Source organism: Clostridium luticellarii (assembly GCF_002995845.1).
Lineage (GTDB): Bacteria > Bacillota > Clostridia > Clostridiales > Clostridiaceae > Clostridium_B > Clostridium_B luticellarii.
In genome coordinates, this window is sequence record NZ_PVXP01000016.1 from 1 (window position 1) to 17,126 (window position 17,126).

Genomic DNA, 17,126 nt, shown 5'->3' on the forward strand with positions numbered 1-17,126 from the left:
ATGTATAATTATAGAAAAATAATTAGGGGGAGAAATATGAAAAAAATAGGTATAATAGCATTAAGTGTAATTATGATATTTACACTTTTTACAGGCTGTGGAAGCAGTACCACGTCTAACAGCAATGAGGATAATTCGCTTCAGAGAGTGAAGGATTCAGGAAAGCTTTCAATAGGATTGGATGATTCATATCCGCCTATGGAATTTAGAAATAATAAAAATCAATTGGAAGGATTTGATATAGATTTAGGGAAAGAACTTGCCAAAAAACTGGGGGTAAAATATAATCCCGTGGTTACTGATTTTAATGGCATAATTTTGGCATTACAGTCCGGAAAATTTGATGCAATAATAGCCACATTGAGTATAACAGATGAAAGAAAAAAGCAGATAGATTTTATAGGACCATACATCAACGGGGGACAGATAATTATAGTGAAATCTTCAAATAAGTCTATAACTACCAAGGATGATTTGAAAGACAAAACAGTGGGAGTTCAACTTGGAAGCACAGGAGAACAGGCTGCAGGAAAGATAAGTGGAGTCAAGGAAATTAAAAAATATGACAAGATAACAGAAGCTTTTCACGAAGTCAGTATAGGAAGAATTGATGCCCTGATCTGTGATTCTGAAGTAGGTGAATATTATGTGGCAAAAGATAAAAAGGACTATGTAGTACTTAAGGACAAGCTTACTAAGGAACCGGTTGGAATTGGCGTGAAAAAGAAAGACAAGAAACTTCAGGAGGCTTTAAATAAAGCCATAGCCGATCTCAAAAAAGATGGCACATTGTCCAAGCTTTCTACTAAGTGGTTTGGATACGACATTTATAAAGAGGAAAATTAGTTAGACAGGGATAAAAGTTGCAGCTGCGCTTTTATCCCTTTTGACGTATTTATGATAGTATTATAATACAGGTACATTGAATTTAGGAGGAGGTAAACTTTTGTGATAGAGCAAATAAAAAATGATTTGCAGGATATAGCGGAGACCATTAAAGCTGTAGTGGATATTGATGTCACTATTATGGATAGAAGGCTTTTGAGGGTGGCTGGTACGGGAAGACTTAAGAGAAAGGTTGGATTCAGTGCGCCTAAAAATTCTGTATTTGAAAAATGTTTAAAGAGTGGAAAGTCATATTTTATCGAAAATCCCGGAAGTTGCACTGAATGCACGGTTTGTGAGACAAAGGACCAGTGTGATGAGAAGGCAGAAGTTTGTTTCCCTATAATCATAGATGATCGGGTTGAAGGTGTCATAGCGATGATAATATTTGATGATGAAAAAAAAGAGGTATTCTTAAAAAAAAGGGATAGTTACAAGAATTTTGACAGGAGAATGGGAGAGCTCATTTCCTCCAGGATAAAGGAAAAAAATATGCATCACAAACTGGAATATAAGTCCACCGAACTGCTGACCATAATAGATTCTGTAAATGAAGGTATTATAACTATTGACAATCATAATAGAATATTGAATCTGAATAGATATATAAAAGAAAAATTCAAATTGAAGGAAGCTTCTCTGATAAATGAGGATATAGATAAAATTATTCCAAACAGAATAGTAAATAAATTTCAGAAAAGCAATTATTATATAGAAGAAGAAGCTGTAACTGTGAATTTTAATAGATCAAGGTTTAATTTTTTGTTGTCTGTAAGACCTATAAATTTTGATGAAGAAATATCCGGAGCAGTGATAACCTTTAAGGATTTTAACAAGTTACAGCAATCTGTGTTTAAAATAGATGGAAAAAATTCACTGTTCAGATTTGAGGATATAGTAGGAAGCAGTGATATATTTGCCCAAGTCAAGGATCAGGTTAAACAAGTTGCGAAGAAGGATATACCCGTTTTGCTTTTGGGTGAAAGCGGAACAGGGAAGGAGCTATTTGCAAGAGCTATACATTGTGGAAGCTATAGGAAAAACGAGATATTCATGCCTATAAATTGTGGAGCTATACCTGAGACATTGATGGAAAGTGAACTATTTGGATATGAAAAAGGAGCTTTTACTGGCGCCAGCAGCAGTGGAAAAATGGGCAAATTTGAAATAGCTAAAGATGGTACTATATTTTTAGATGAAATAGGGGATTTACCTCTCCATATGCAGGTAAAACTTTTGAGAGTATTGGAAGAAAAAGAAATCATGAGGATAGGGGGGCTAAGCACAATAAAAATAAATCCCAGAATAATAGCAGCCACAAATAAAGATTTACACAGTATGGTTGAAAAAGGACAATTTAGAGAGGATCTGTTTTATAGGTTGAATGTTATACCTGTGAGAATACCTCCGCTTCGAGAGAGAGGAAATGATATAACGGAGCTTTCGCAATATTTTCTGGCCAGATATAATAGTATATATGACAAAAATATAAGTGGCTTTTCTGAGGAGGTAAAAGAAATGTTTTTGAGATATTCCTGGCCCGGGAATGTAAGAGAACTTCAAAATCTCATAGAATATGCTATAAATTTTGAAAGAAAAGAAGTTATAACTTCTGAAACCATAAAAAAGAGAGAAGGGGAAAACAGTGGAAATTTTATGGAAGACAGAAGTCTTAAAGACATGGTATCAAAATATGAAAGAGATATTATAAACAATCTCCTGAAAACATATGGTGATGGTATTGATGCCAAAAAACTTATAGCCAGGAAATTGAAGATAAGTACAGCCACCTTGTATAGAAAAATAGACGAGAAACCGTAATTTTTTATCAAAAATGAGAATTTATTCTCATTTTTGATATAGAGGATTTATTCAGGTTGATTGGAGCCAGGGAGTATGTATTTTTAATACATACTCCCTGGTTTTTATCATTATTGAGAATTGAACTTCGCATATAGGGGGAAAAATATTGGCATGATAATTGCTTAAAATAACTCATATAAAGATGATTACAGAAAAGTTTATAATTAATGAGAGGAGAGGTATGTGGTGAAGGATTATAACTTGTTAGTAGATATATTGAAGGATCAAGTAGTGCCGGCTTTGGGATGTACGGAACCGACAGCAGTAGCTTATGCTGTTGCCAAAGCTAAAGAAATTTTAGGTGAAGCTGTAGATAAGCTTGATATATATGTAGATAAAAACATATTGAAAAATGGCAAAGAGGTAGGCATACCTGGCACGGATAAAAAAGGTATTCTAACGGCAGCAGCTTTATCCGTGGTTGTGGGAAAATCGGAGTATAGATTACAGGTACTAAAAGATGTTTCAGATAAAAGCTTAAAGTGTGCACTTAATTTAATAGACAGGAATATAATTAAATTGAATCTAAAAAAAGATGCCAGAGGCTTATATATAGAAGTAATTGCAAGAAAAAACAATAATTTTTCCAGGGTAGTTATAAAAAACAGCCATTTAAATATAGTTTTCATGGAGAAAAATGGAAAATGTATTTTTTCAAAAGAAGAAAAAAATGATAAGGTCGATGGGTTGGCTTTGAAGGATAGAATAAAAGAATTTACTGTAGAAGAGTTTAAGGATTTCGTAGATAATATTTCTTATGAAAAAATCCGGTTCATTGAAGATGGAATAAATATGAATGAAAAAATAGGAAAAGCAGGTTTGAAATTGGATCTGGGAATAGGTATAGGACATTTATTCAATGACAGCTCCAGTGTAGGACAGTATGCCAAGGCTATTACTTCAGCTGCTTCAGAAGCCAGAATGTCAGGTTATCCATTGCCTGTGATGAGCAGTGCTGGAAGCGGAAATCACGGCCTGGTAGCTATATTGCCTATAGCCGTAATGGGAGAAAAAATGAAAGCTGACAGGGATAAGATAGTCAGAAGTGTTGCTTTAAGCCACCTTGTAACCATCTATATAAAGAGCTATACAGGGGCGCTGTCGCCGGTATGTGGATGTGGAGTGGCAGCTGGTGTAGGGGCCAGTGCAGGACTATCCTATTTGACGGGTGGAAATCTGTCTCAGATAAAAGGTGCCATTAAGAATATGATTGCAGGAATAAGTGGAATGATATGTGATGGCGCAAAGATTGGATGCTCATATAAATTGGCCATATCGGTAAATGCGGCTCTGGATGCAGCAAATATGGCAAACAAAAATATTTTTATACCATCTGGAGATGGCATATTGGATGAATCGGCGGAAAAAACCATACAGAATTTAGGAAGAGTATCCGTTGAGGGAATGTCAAATACAGATGGAGTGATTTTGGACTTGATGATGAAATAGTATCAGGTTACTCCCGGATTCAGGTGAAGTCTGTTCAATTGAACTGAAAATTATTTTTCTAATTTAATATTTTATGATAATATTAAATTAGAAAAATATGAATCACTGCTTGAATTCTGCTTTGCAAGGAGAATAAAGCAGTGTGGAGATGAGGCGAAAAGGAGATGTAAACGTTATGAGCACAAACAATAATTATCTTGAAAAAACCACTTATGGATGGGATAATTTTTCTAAGATTATAACTTTTATTGGATGCATTTTATGTTTACTTACAGCCTATACAGCTTTTTTAGGATTGCTTATGATTTCATATGCTTTTTGGAGAAGCAGATCCAGAAATACTATGAGAAGAATCAGGGAAGAAAGAATGTTTTTGAAATTTTTAGACTTTCTGTTCCATGGTGTGCACAATGTGAAGCGTGGTAAGATTTCTTTAAAAAAATCTATTTTGGGAAATAAGAGGAAGTATAAAAGATGCCCCAGATGTGGTAGAAGGATTTTATTAAAAAATTCAGACAAGGAAAATATGATATTATGCCCTAAATGTTCCTTGAGATTTAAGGCAAAGTAGTTGTCATTCAATCAATTTATAATAATATATAAACAGCAGTCTAACATTGGCTGCTATTTTTGTAATAAAAATTATTATCATTGTTGATATATATCACTATTGATAATGCTCTGAAAAGTGATATAATTATCGTATTGCAAAAATTAAATGAGATTTCATAAAAACGGAGGGAATAAATTTTGGAGAAAATTGCTTTGATAACAGATAGTACCAGTGATATGACCAAAGAAACGGTAGGTAGATATGATGTGAAAATACTTCACTATAGAATAATATATAAAGATAGGGAATTTACGGATAGAATAAATATAACTCCAAAATATGTGTATGACAACATGGATAGAGAAATTCCCACATCCTCACTGCCGTCTATAGATGAAATGGAAAGTCTTTTTAATAGCTTACAGCATCAGGGATATACTCATGCCATAGTTATAACTTTGTCAGGAGGACTTACAGGTATTCTCAATGGAGTGAAGCTGGTCAGTGAAAATTATCCTCAAATAAAGACGTATATATACGATTCCAAGTCCATTTCCATGGGGGAGGGTATAATAGTGGAAGAATGTGCAAAGCTCATAAAAAAAGGAATGAATTTTGATGAAATAGTGAGCAGGCTGCCAGCTTTAAGAAAAAGATTACATCTGTATTTTGTGGTGGGAACTTTGGAATATTTAAAAAAAGGCGGCAGAATAGGCAAGGTAGCAGGTACAATAGCGGAGCTCTTGAATATAAAACCTATTGTAGCGATAGATACAAATGATGGAAAATATTTTACCTATGACAAGGTAAGGGGAAGGAAAAAATCCTTAAATAGAATAGTTGAGATTGCAGACAGTATTTTAAAAAACAAAAAATGCAGAATGTGTGTTTTACACGGATGTGCACTGGAGGATTCCCAAAAAGTATATAATCAGATAAAAAAACATCCTAATGTGGTTTCAGCAAGTTTTGGGGGAGATATAAGCCCTGTGGCGGGGGTGCACAGCGGACCCGGCCTGGTGGGATTAGTATTGTTTGAGGAAGAATAAGCTTTATGAATAAGTCAAGTTTGAGAAGAGATACAAAAGAAGAAGAAAAGCGGCTCTATATGGAGTACAAAAAAAAGCTTGCCGAGCTCAGGAAAGTGGAAAAAGAGAAGGAAGCTGTAGGCCAGGTATTTACAAAGGGGCTTTTGTCCATATACGTGCTTTATATTTTGAGTTTGGGTGCTACCAATGGAAATGACATATCACATAAAATAGGTGAAAGAACTGGCGGCAGGTGGATACCTAGTACTGGCGGTATTTATCCTCTTCTGAAAAAGCTGGAAAAAGGCAAATTGATTGAGGGCAGGTGGGATGATTCCAAGAACAGAATGCAGAAAATATATACACTGACGGATCTGGGATTTTGTGAACTGAAAAATAGAAAAAAATTGCTGAAGAATAAAATAGAAGAATCCCTGGAGGTATTTAATATAGTGTACAATGATCTATATAAAGATTCAGAGGAGTAGGAACATCCTCTGAATCTTTTCATTTTAATTTACCTTGGAATGCTGCTGTTTAAATTCCTTAAGGGATACTGATACGGGTCTGGTTGTTATATATAGACCATATAGAAGTACAATCAAAGCAAAACCAAAGGATATCACATTTGCTATTACAGGAGATACATAGCTTGCTAAAAGTCGGTCTTCCAGCAGCATTTTGAAGGCTGTATGAGCGAGTATGGCACCACCTATATATATTATAATAGGATGTTTTTTCATAAGCCTGGCTACATATTGACTTCCAAAAAATATAATTGGAATATTTAACATCAGCCCAAATACTATAAGCCATATATGACCTTCTGCAGCACCTGCAATTGCCAGCACATTGTCCAGACTCATGGTAATGTCGGCTATGACTATACTGGAAACTGCTGCAAGATATTTACCTGTTGGAGTTATCTTTTTCTTTCTTGATTTTTTTGAATTAGGACTTATAAAATTCCAGGTGATTTTTATAAGTAGAATTCCACCTACTAATTTTATGGGAAGCCATTCTATCATTAATATATAGGTGATAAGGCAGGCAAACAATATTCTCATGAAAACTGCTGTGAATACGCCAATCATCGATGCCAGCTTTGCATGTTTTTTTGGCAGATCCCTGGTTGCCAGAGCAATGACTCCTATATTGTCTCCGCTCAGTACTATGTCAAGCAGGGTTATCTGTAATGCTCCCGATAAAAAAGTAGCTAAATTATCCATTTTAAAATACTCCTTCTAAATAGTATATTTTAGTGATTAAACACTGATTTTTCATCTTTAAATGGAATTTACAATCCTCATTTCTATAAAATAATATATTCTATAAATATGTTAAATATTACCCAGCAACTGAGTACCTGTATATTGTAACATAGGGAAAACATAATGTAAAGTATATTATATAATATGGTTTTAATATCTATATAATTTTAAATATATGCACAATATGTAAAATGAAGCTGATTGCTGTATATTTTAAAATTGAATTGTGTTAAAATAGCTTTTAGGGACTTCGTAAGAAAAGGGTGAGTCAAAATATTGAGGATGAAAACAGGTAAAAATATTTCAATTATTTTAATTTTTATATTGTTATTTTCAGGTGTATTTTCTGTAAAGGCTGCATCTGGTGGAGATAATAACGGACCTATCCATGGAAAGGTTGTTAAAATAGAATCACAAGGAGATAAGAATTCTCAGAGATTTTCCAATGTGGACGTAAAGATCATTTCCGGAAGGCTCAAGGGAAAAACAGTTACTGTGCAGAACTTTGTAGGCGGAAAAATAAAAGATGAGAACAGCAGCACTCAAAGTTTTGTTAAAGTTGGAGATGAGGTTTTAATAAATGTTGATAAATATGATAAAAATGGTAATGTGGAGAAAGCATATATTTATGAAATAGTCAGATATAAATATCTATATAAATTGGGAATATTTTTCATCCTGCTTTTGATAATTATTGGAGGCAAAAAAGGGCTCAAATCGGTTATAACTTTGGCCATAACTGGAATCATGGTGCTGAAAATTTTAATACCCCTTGTAATACAGGGCTTTAATCCAGTAATTGTTTCTTCAGTTATATGTATGCTTGCAATTGTTATAAATCTGGTTATAATAGGCGGGAAGAACGAAAAGACCCTGGCGGCCATTATAGGTACTTCAGGGGGTGTGCTGATTGCAGGAGCTATAACTATATTTTCAAATTCCATAATAAGAGTAAATGGACTTACAGACGATCAAATGCAGTCTATTATATATACTGCACAAAATTCCAATTTTGATTTTCAGGGACTTTTGTTTGCAGGAATAATTATGGGAGCTCTAGGGGCAGTTATGGATGTGAGCATATCCATAGCATCTTCTGTAAAGGAAATTGAAGAGGCTAAGCCGGATATAACAGTGAAAGAATTGATGAAATCAGGCATGAACGTAGGAAAGGATATTATGGGAACTATGGCCAATACTCTAATACTTGCCTATGTAGGAGGAGCCATGTACATAATGATTATGGTATCTTCGTATTCCTACAGCACTTCTATTACTACTGCAGTTGATCAGGATGTGATTGCTTCAGAGATATTGAAGGCTCTAGCTGGCAGCATTGGTTTGATTTTTGCAATTCCAATTACAACAGCTGTAGCTGCACTGCTTGTTAAAAGATACAGGGAAAAGATGCAGGGGATATCTGAAGCAGAAAAGTGAAAGTAACATTTTTTTATCTGAACAAATATAATACAGTGAAGTAAATTGAAAAGGAAGGATATGAAGTACAATGGAGGTCACTGTGAATTTTTATACTGTTCTAGATGAAGAACCCGGGGAATTGAAAAAATTTCATAGTAAAGTAAAATCAGATAACCCCATATATTTAAACCTTCAGGCAGGGGATATTATAATATCCGAGCAGGATAATTTAGAATATGTGGTAGTTAAAATCATAAAGAACCTTTATAAGAAAGAATTGGATGTATATATAACTGGTGTAAAAAGTAAAGAGGAAATAATGGATGAAATAGAAAACTTGGCTAACAAGACTATAAAATCTGTGTTGGAATCCATTAAAGATACATTGGATCTGGATGATAAAAAGGATTTTAGTAAAGATTAAATTTGAGAGCACTATTGAATTCATTAATTTCATGATTTCAATAGTGCTTTTACATGTTGGAAAATTGAAGTGCAGAGGTATGATAGATGAAAAAGAGTGTATTTAAAAGCTTTGCCTGTGAAAGTAGAAGGGAACTTATTGAAAAGGTCAGGATTCAGGCTCGGCGGCAGGGTGTTTCAGAAGATAACAAGTTTATTGAGAACATGGCATATGACTGGTTTAATAGATTTGTTTTATTGAGGTTTATGGAGGTGAATAACTATTTGCCTGAAGAAGCAGAACCTATGTCATCTTATTTATCTGGAAATGTTAAATCAGGATTTACAAGAAATGCTTTTAAAGCTGGATTCCCTATAGATGATCAAAAAATATATGATATGGAAGAATCAAAGAATGACGTAGAGAGACTATTTAAATATATGATAATAGCCCTGTGGGACAATTTAAATGAGACATTTCCATGTATCTTTAAAAAACTGGGATATAGTGATAAATTGTTGTTTCCTGAAAGAATTTTAGATGAAGGAGCTTTTATATCAAAGCTGACAAGTGAAGATATCATACCTGAAAGCTGCTGGAGGAATGTGACAATTGTAGGATGGCTCTATGAATACTATATGTGTGAAGAGAAAAACAGGATGACAAAGTCAAAAAAAAAGTATACCAAGGAAGAAATACCATTTGTCACACAGCTGTTTACTCCGGACTGGATAGTAAAATACATGGTGGAGAATTCTTTGGGCAGATACTGGGTGGAGGCACATCCGGAGCACAGCGATTTAAAAGTGAATTGGAAATTTTATATTGAGAATTCCCGGGATGAATCCTATGAAAAATTGCAGTACCATATAAATAAGGGACTAAAGGTTGAAGATATTAAATGTTTTGATCCGGCCTGCGGATCAGGTCATATACTCATATATATGTTTGATGTATTGTATCAGATATATGAAAGGTGCGGATATAGAGAAAGTGAAATACCGGAATTGATTGTGAAAAATAATCTCTATGGAATGGATATAGATGACAGGGCATATCAATTGACCTGCTTTGCACTGGCCATGCAGGGTATGAAACATGATAGAGATTTTCTCAGAAAAATGAATAGGGGCTGGAGGGAAACTGCAGAATTTAACATAGCAGCTATAGAAGAGAGTAATGGTCTTAGTCATAAAGATATAGCCTACATAGCAGGGGAGAATTCAGGTGAAAATTATAACAGAACAAAGGAATTCATAGAAGGATTTACAGATGCCAAAATATACGGTTCACTGATACAATTACAGGATTTTCATGAAAATTTTTTTGTGGACAGATTGAAGCACATAATCCTGGATAAGGCAGAGAATCCTGTTGAAGAGCAAATGAAAAAAAAAGTTGTCAGGCTGCTGCCGCAGCTTATAAAACAAGCTCATATAATGGGAGAAACTTATGATGTATTGGTGACAAATCCACCTTATATGGGAGGCAGATATTTTATTCCTCAGCTGAGGAAATATATTTCCCGAAATTATTCAAAGGCAAAAGCAGATATGTTTTCTGCATTTATGCTGTATGGTTTTTCGAAAGTCAAATGCAATGGGCATCTTGGATTTATGGTACCTTTTGTGTGGATGTTCATACAGTCCTATGAGGAACTGAGAAAAATTATAATTGATACAAAAAATATAAGCAGCTTAATTCAGCTTGAGTATTCCGGATTTGAAGAGGCAACAGTGCCTGTTTGTACATTTACCTTGAGAAATTATAATGTGGATATGCCAGGTGAATATATTAAATTGTCAGATTTTAAAGGAGCAAAAAATCAGCCGGAAAAGACCAGAGAGGCAATAGACAATTCACACTTGGATTACGTATTTACTGTAAATCAAAAAAAAATGAAGAGGATACCAGGAAATAGATTTGGATACTGGCTTACAGACAGGGAGATTTACATATTAAATAGAGCAAAAGTAATGGCTGATGTCGCATATCCCTGTACAGGCATGCAGACAGGCAACAATGATGAATATGTAAGGCAGTGGTTTGAGGTGGATTACAATAGTATAGATTTTTATGGAGAAAATAAAATTGATAAATACTGGATTCCATATCAGATGGGCGGACAGGCAAAAAAATGGTATGGAAATATATCCGAGATAATCTATTGGAAAGACAATGGGCAGAAGGTAAGGAAGGAAAAAGGCTCCGTAATAAGAAATGAAAAATTTTTTTCTCATAAAGGTATAAGCTGGAAGAGAATAACTTCTGGAAAAAATACCATAAGAGTGCTGAATGAGGGTTTCATTTTTGACCAATCTGCGGATTCAATATTTGTAAAAGATGAAGCAGATTACAATTATATATTGAGCTTTTTTAATACCAAGATAATGGCGAGTATATTCGAGTTCATTTCCCCTACATTGAATCTCACTGCAGGTACTGTTAAACAGATACCTGTATATATGGAGCAGGATCCGTACATAAGAAAAAAAATTGATCTGCTCTGCAGGGAATGTATAGCCATATCCAAAAATGACTGGGATTCTTTTGAAATATCCTGGGATTTTAAAGTACATCCTCTCCTCACTTACAAGGGAAACTCAAATACCATAGAAGAAGCCTATTGCAAATGGAAGAATTTTTCTGAAAGACAATTTTATAGGATGAAGCGTATTGAAGAGGAGTTAAATGAATTATTTATAAAAATTTATGGCTTTGAACATGAAATAACTGCAGAGGTGGAGGAAAAAGACATTACCATAGAGAGAGCTGATAGTGAGAGGGATATAAAATCTTTTATATCCTATGCAGTAGGATGTATGTTTGGCAGGTATTCTCTGGATACGGAAGGAATTGCATATGCAGGAGGCAGTTTCAATTCATGGTTTACAATTAACAATTCACAATCTGGAGATAAAATATGGAAGGTAAGAAAGGTGGATAAAGATGATGAGAGAAATGTTATATCTGATTTGTGGACAGATGCTTCCTTTGTTCCGGACGAGGACAACATAATTCCAGTATTGTATGAGGATTATTTCGAAAATGACATAGTATCCAGGTTTGTAGAATTTGTTGGAATAGCTTTTGGAAAAAAGAATTTATCTCGAAATATTGCCTTCATAGCGCGGATTCTCAAAAAAAAGAAAAATGAAAGCGACAGGGATACTTTGAGAAGGTATTTTATAAATGATTTTTTTAAAGATCACCTCCAAAGGTATAAAAAAAAGCCCATATACTGGCTGTTTACTTCAGGCAAATACAAGGTCTTTAACTGTTTGAGCTATGTACATAGATTTGATAAGAATGTATTATCCAAAATTAGAACTGATTATGTATGTGGACTTCAAAGCAAATTGTATAAAAAAAAGAATGCCCTGTGTCTTGAAAAAGGTGACACAGCCAAAAAACTTTCAATTCTTCATAAGCAGTTAGATGAATTGAAAGAATATGATAAAAAGCTGCATCATATGGAAAAAATGCAAGTAAAAATTCATCTTGACAGTGGAATTAGAGCCAACTATGAAAAATTCAAGTTGATTTTGAAATGAAATTATGTACTGCAAAATAAAGGGGGTAAGAATGTGGAAGACAGACTTGAGAAAGATTTGCTGGGAGAGAAAAAAATTCAGAATTCGGCTTATTTTGGTATCAATACTCAGAGGGCCATGGAAAATTTTAACCTGGGGGGCAAAATAGTGAATTTGAATCTGATTAGAGAAATTGCCCTGATAAAAAAGGCGGCCGCAATAGTAAATAGGGATTTAAAAGAAATGACGGCTGATAAGGCTGATGCCATAATAAGAGCCAGTGAAGAGGTTATAGAGGGCAGATTTGATGATCAATTTAGTTTGAGCGCATTTCAGGGGGGAGCAGGTACTTCTACAAATATGAATGTAAATGAGGTCATAGCTAATAGAGCCATAGAAATACTTGGCGGTAAAAAGGGCCAGTACACCCTGGTACATCCACTAAATGATGTGAACATGTCACAATCAACCAATGATGTGTATCCCACGGCGCTCAGGATTGCAGCCATACGGCAGATAAGAAAATTGAGCAATTGCCTGGCGGATTTACAGGAAGAACTGCAGATAAAGGAAAATGAATTTTCCAATATGATAAAACTGGGCAGAACACAGCTTATGGATGCACTTCCAATGATGGCAGGCCAGGGATTTGGCGCTTATGCCAAGGCAATAGCCAGGGACAGATGGAGAATTTACAAGGTAGAAGAAAGGCTGAGGGAAATGAATATAGGAGGTACTGCCATAGGCACAGGCCTAAACGCTCGGAATAAATTCATATATGAAATGACGGATGTACTTCAGAATTTGACAGGACTTGGACTTGCCAGATCTGATTATCCCATGGATATAACTCAAAATTGTGATGTATTCGTAGAAGTGTCCGGACTTTTGAAAGCCCTGGCTGTAAATCTGATGAAGATTTCCAATGATTTGAGATTGCTGAATTCAGGACCCAGAGGGGGAATTGGAGAGGTAATACTTCCCGAGGTACAGGCAGGATCTACTATTATGCCGGGCAAAGTAAATCCAGTTATAGCGGAAATGGTGGGTCAGGTCAGCATGAGAGTCATATCAAATGATACTGCTATCACCCTGGCCAGCGGCTCGGGGCAGCTGGAGCTGAATGCTTTTACTCCGCTTATTGCAGAGTGTCTGCTTGAATCTCTTGAACTGCTGGAAAGATCAGTTACCATATTTAAGGGAAAATGCATTAAAAATATTAAAATAAATGAAGAAAAGTGCAGGGATAACCTGGAATCATCTACGGCGCTGGTAACAGCTCTTGTGCACTATATAGGATATGACAGGGCTGCACAGCTGGCAAAAAAGGCATTGAGAGAAAACAAGACAATAAGAAAAGTGCTCCTGGAAGAAAAGGTGCTGACAGAAGAAAAAATAGATGAGATAATGAATCCATATCAGCTTACAAAACCAGGGATACCTGGCAGATAAATATTTGGAGGTGTAATTATGGGCTTAAATGAAACTCCCCGATCTGTAAGAGTACATATAGCCCTGTTCGGAAAAAGAAATGCAGGGAAATCAAGTATTATAAATGCAATAACCGGGCAGGATATAGCCATAGTATCAGATGTAAGGGGGACTACTACAGATCCAGTTTATAAATCAATGGAGATTTTACCTATAGGACCCTGTGTGATAATAGATACGGCAGGACTTGATGATGAAGGTAAATTGGGGCATTTGAGAAAGAAGAAGACCATGGAGGTGCTGAATAAAACTGACATCTCCCTGGTGGTGATAGATTCTGTCCTTGGAATTACCGATTATGACAGATATATAATAAATGAGATAAAAGACAAGGACATGCCGTTTATAGTGGTACTGAACAAAATAGATATTCTAAAAAAAGATAATGATTATATCAAAAATGTAAAAAAAGAATTTAATGCCCCGGTAATATCGGTATCGGCTGCCTCGGGGGAAGGAATTAAAAAGTTGAGAAATGAAATAGCAGGTATACTGCCCCAGGATGAAGATAAATTTAAAATAGTAGGAGATTTGATAAGACCCGGGGATTTTGTGGTGCTTGTCATTCCAATTGACAAGGCAGCACCTAAGGGAAGGCTTATACTTCCACAGCAGCAGACCATAAGGGATATTTTAGAAAGCGATGCCATGGCGGTGGTGACAAAAGAATATGAGCTCAGAGAAACTTTGGAAAATATGGGTAAAAAACCTAAATTGGTGATTACGGATTCTCAGGTATTTCTAAAAGTTTCAGCAGATACCCCCAAAGATATTTTAATGACATCTTTTTCTATATTGTTTGCAAGATACAAGGGAGATCTGGTGGAACTCATAAAGGGAGTAAAAGCTGTAAAAAAATTAAAAGATGGTGATAAGGTATTGATTGCAGAAGGATGTACCCATCACAGACAGTCTGATGATATAGGAAAAGTGAAAATACCCAGGTGGATAAGGCAGATCACGGGGAAAAAGATAAATTTTGAGTTTTCTTCAGGCGTTTCTTTTACAGATGATATAAAAAAATATGCACTCATAGTTCACTGCGGCGGGTGTATGCTGAATAGGTCTGCCATGATTTACAGAATCAATACTGCAAAACAATTCAATGTACCTATAGTCAACTATGGCATTTTGATTGCATACGTTCAGGGAATATTGGACAGAGCTTTAAAACCATTCCCGCTGGCCAAGATGGCATGGGACAGCACTGAAAATTAATCCTTTTAAATCAGATGTAGAAATTATTAAAAAATTCTATATAAATACTTTTGAATATTATTGAATAGAGAAAGCATAATTAATATCATTTTAATGAATTAACTATGCTTTTTTTATTGAAAGGAAAAAGATGAACTATTATAAAAACTTTTATTTTCTTTGCATAATAATTTGAAATATGAATAAATACTGCAATTTAATTCATTAAACGTATACAATAATTAATAAATTATAAATATTAAAACGTTTTAGTGGAGAAATATCAAAAAAATGATAAAAAAAATATTAAAATGTTATTGAACTGAATAAAAAATGGTGGTATTATTATAAAAACATTCATATTAAATTTGTGTTTTAGTATAATTTTGGGAGGATGACTAGAATGAGAAGTAATAAGGGAATTAAAAGTAAAATAATAATTTCATTGGTATGTATTCTTGCACTTATTTTACCTGCCTGTGGAAGTTCAGGGGGAAGTTCAGGAGGAGAAAAGAAAATTATCAATATAGGAATGATGAATGCACCAAGCGGTTTCAACCCTTTGGAGTGGACAGACGTAGCTCAGGAAGTAAGCTGTGGATTATTGTTTCAGGCCCTGGTAGAACTGGATGATGACATGAAATATAAGCCTATGCTGGCCGATTCTATTACAACTGATGACAACAAGACATTTACAATCAAGCTCAATTCAAAGGCAAAGTGGAGTGATGGAAAGCCTGTAACTGTAGATGATGAAATATATACTATTGGACTTATATCAAATCCTAAAGTACCATCTACCGTGGCATCAAATTTTAATATAGTTGAAGGCCTGGATGAAAAAGGTAAAAATTCTGCTGGAACTACGGGTATATCCGGTGTGAAAAAGGTTGATGATCACACCATGACAATCACAACAAAGGAACCTATGGAACTGACATTATTTGAAGATACATTGGGAACCAAGCTTAAGGCTCTTCCTAAACATATACTTCAGAGCACCGCACCAGAGAAAATCTATCAGAGTTCTTTCATTCAGAAGCCTACAGTAAGTGACGGACCTTTTAAACTTGAAAAGTATGTAAAAGATCAATATGTACAGTTCACAGCCAACAAAGATTATTTCAAAGGCACACCTAAATTGGATGGATTGATCTTCAAAATAATGCCGGGAGCTAATATAACTGCCCAGCTGCAGAGTGGAGAAATTGACATGAATGACCCTCAGTTAGGACAGATACCTTTTGAAGATTACAGCAAAGTAAAGGGTATGAGCAATTTGACTACGGATTCCAAGGGAGTTCAGAGCACTATTCAGACTTTGATGATAAATACACAGACTATAACTGATCCAAAGGTTAGAAAAGCTATTTCCTATGCTATAGACAGAAATATGATAATAAACAGTTTGTTAAAGGGCGAAGGACAAATAATTGAACAGCCATATTTGAAGGAAAGTAAATTTTTAAATAAAGATTTAAAGCCTACTGAACATGATCCTGAAAAAGCCAAAGCACTTTTGAAGGAAGCAGGATGGGATCCAAATAAGGCAATAAACTTTGATATACCTACAGGCAACAAAGTTCGTGAGCAGGTGGCAGATATTATAACCCAGAATTTGAAGAGTGTAGGGTTAAAGGTTAATCCTCAAAAATATGATTTTGTTACGAGCCTTGCTACAGCTAAAAAACATAATTTTGATATATATCTGGTAGGTATACCTGTTTATCCTATGAACCCTGATGTATCATCTATATTAAAAACTGGACAGGGACTTAATTTGTCACAGTACAGCAATCCGGAAATGGACAGCTTGCTTGCAAGCGGCTTGCATCAGACTGATCCAGCTCAGGTAAAAGCAACTTATGATAAGGTACAGGAAATATTTGCACAGGATTTACCTTGTCCATCAGTGTATGTTCAGAACCAGCTGAGAGCTGTAAACAAGAGAGTGACTTATGGAAAACCCAAAAATTACGGTATGTTCATTGATGTATATAAATGGGATGTACAGAGTAAATAATATATGATTGA

13 protein-coding genes are annotated in these 17,126 nt (G+C 35.0%); 12 read left to right on the forward strand and 1 reads right to left on the reverse strand.

The genetic code is table 11. The features are described from left to right. The first annotated feature begins 36 nt into the window (after positions 1 to 36). The 6 genes from CLLU_RS07525 (at position 37) to CLLU_RS07550 (ending at position 6,266) form a co-directional block, all read left to right on the forward strand. A complete protein-coding gene (locus CLLU_RS07525) occupies positions 37 to 846 on the forward strand; it encodes an ABC transporter substrate-binding protein (protein WP_106009179.1) in 810 nt (269 codons plus the stop codon). A 102-nt stretch (positions 847 to 948) separates the two neighbouring features. Next, positions 949 to 2,706 (forward strand): sigma-54-dependent Fis family transcriptional regulator, encoded by a 1,758-nt coding sequence (locus tag CLLU_RS07530; protein ID WP_106009126.1) that lies wholly within the window; start codon positions 949 to 951, stop codon positions 2,704 to 2,706. A 228-nt stretch (positions 2,707 to 2,934) separates the two neighbouring features. Further along, entirely contained in the window at positions 2,935 to 4,197 is a 1,263-nt protein-coding gene (locus CLLU_RS07535) for an L-cysteine desulfidase family protein (RefSeq protein WP_106009127.1), read from the forward strand. A 142-nt stretch (positions 4,198 to 4,339) separates the two neighbouring features. After that, on the forward strand, positions 4,340 to 4,768 hold the full coding sequence (locus tag CLLU_RS07540) for a hypothetical protein (protein WP_106009128.1): 429 nt from the start codon (positions 4,340 to 4,342) through the stop codon (positions 4,766 to 4,768). A gap of 179 nt (positions 4,769 to 4,947) precedes the next feature. After that, positions 4,948 to 5,799, forward strand: a complete 852-nt coding sequence (locus tag CLLU_RS07545) for a DegV family protein (protein ID WP_106009129.1) — start codon at positions 4,948 to 4,950, stop codon at positions 5,797 to 5,799. A gap of 5 nt (positions 5,800 to 5,804) precedes the next feature. Further along, positions 5,805 to 6,266 (forward strand): PadR family transcriptional regulator, encoded by a 462-nt coding sequence (locus tag CLLU_RS07550; protein WP_106009130.1) that lies wholly within the window; start codon positions 5,805 to 5,807, stop codon positions 6,264 to 6,266. Between the two features lie 24 nt (positions 6,267 to 6,290). Here CLLU_RS07550 and CLLU_RS07555 read toward each other — a convergent pair whose 3' ends face one another. Continuing rightward, a complete protein-coding gene (locus CLLU_RS07555; protein ID WP_106009131.1) occupies positions 6,291 to 7,007 on the reverse strand; it encodes a TerC family protein in 717 nt (238 codons plus the stop codon). Positions 7,008 to 7,331: 324 nt separating this feature from the next. Between CLLU_RS07555 and CLLU_RS07560 the strand changes: the two genes are divergently transcribed. From CLLU_RS07560 to CLLU_RS07585, 6 genes are all read left to right on the forward strand, one after another. Then, a complete protein-coding gene (locus CLLU_RS07560) occupies positions 7,332 to 8,486 on the forward strand; it encodes a YibE/F family protein (protein ID WP_242977515.1) in 1,155 nt (384 codons plus the stop codon). A gap of 82 nt (positions 8,487 to 8,568) precedes the next feature. After that, complete coding sequence (locus CLLU_RS07565) at positions 8,569 to 8,892, forward strand: hypothetical protein (RefSeq protein WP_242977514.1); 324 nt, start codon at positions 8,569 to 8,571, stop codon at positions 8,890 to 8,892. Between the two features lie 86 nt (positions 8,893 to 8,978). Further along, positions 8,979 to 12,425: a BREX-1 system adenine-specific DNA-methyltransferase PglX gene (gene pglX, locus CLLU_RS07570; protein WP_106009133.1), complete on the forward strand. Its 3,447-nt coding sequence runs from the start codon at positions 8,979 to 8,981 to the stop codon at positions 12,423 to 12,425. A 33-nt stretch (positions 12,426 to 12,458) separates the two neighbouring features. After that, positions 12,459 to 13,856: an aspartate ammonia-lyase gene (locus tag CLLU_RS07575; RefSeq protein ID WP_106009134.1), complete on the forward strand. Its 1,398-nt coding sequence runs from the start codon at positions 12,459 to 12,461 to the stop codon at positions 13,854 to 13,856. A gap of 18 nt (positions 13,857 to 13,874) precedes the next feature. Beyond that, on the forward strand, positions 13,875 to 15,113 hold the full coding sequence (hydF, locus tag CLLU_RS07580) for a [FeFe] hydrogenase H-cluster maturation GTPase HydF (protein ID WP_106009135.1): 1,239 nt from the start codon (positions 13,875 to 13,877) through the stop codon (positions 15,111 to 15,113). A 382-nt stretch (positions 15,114 to 15,495) separates the two neighbouring features. After that, positions 15,496 to 17,115 (forward strand): ABC transporter substrate-binding protein, encoded by a 1,620-nt coding sequence (locus tag CLLU_RS07585; RefSeq protein WP_158255904.1) that lies wholly within the window; start codon positions 15,496 to 15,498, stop codon positions 17,113 to 17,115. Positions 17,116 to 17,126: the final 11 nt, after the last annotated feature.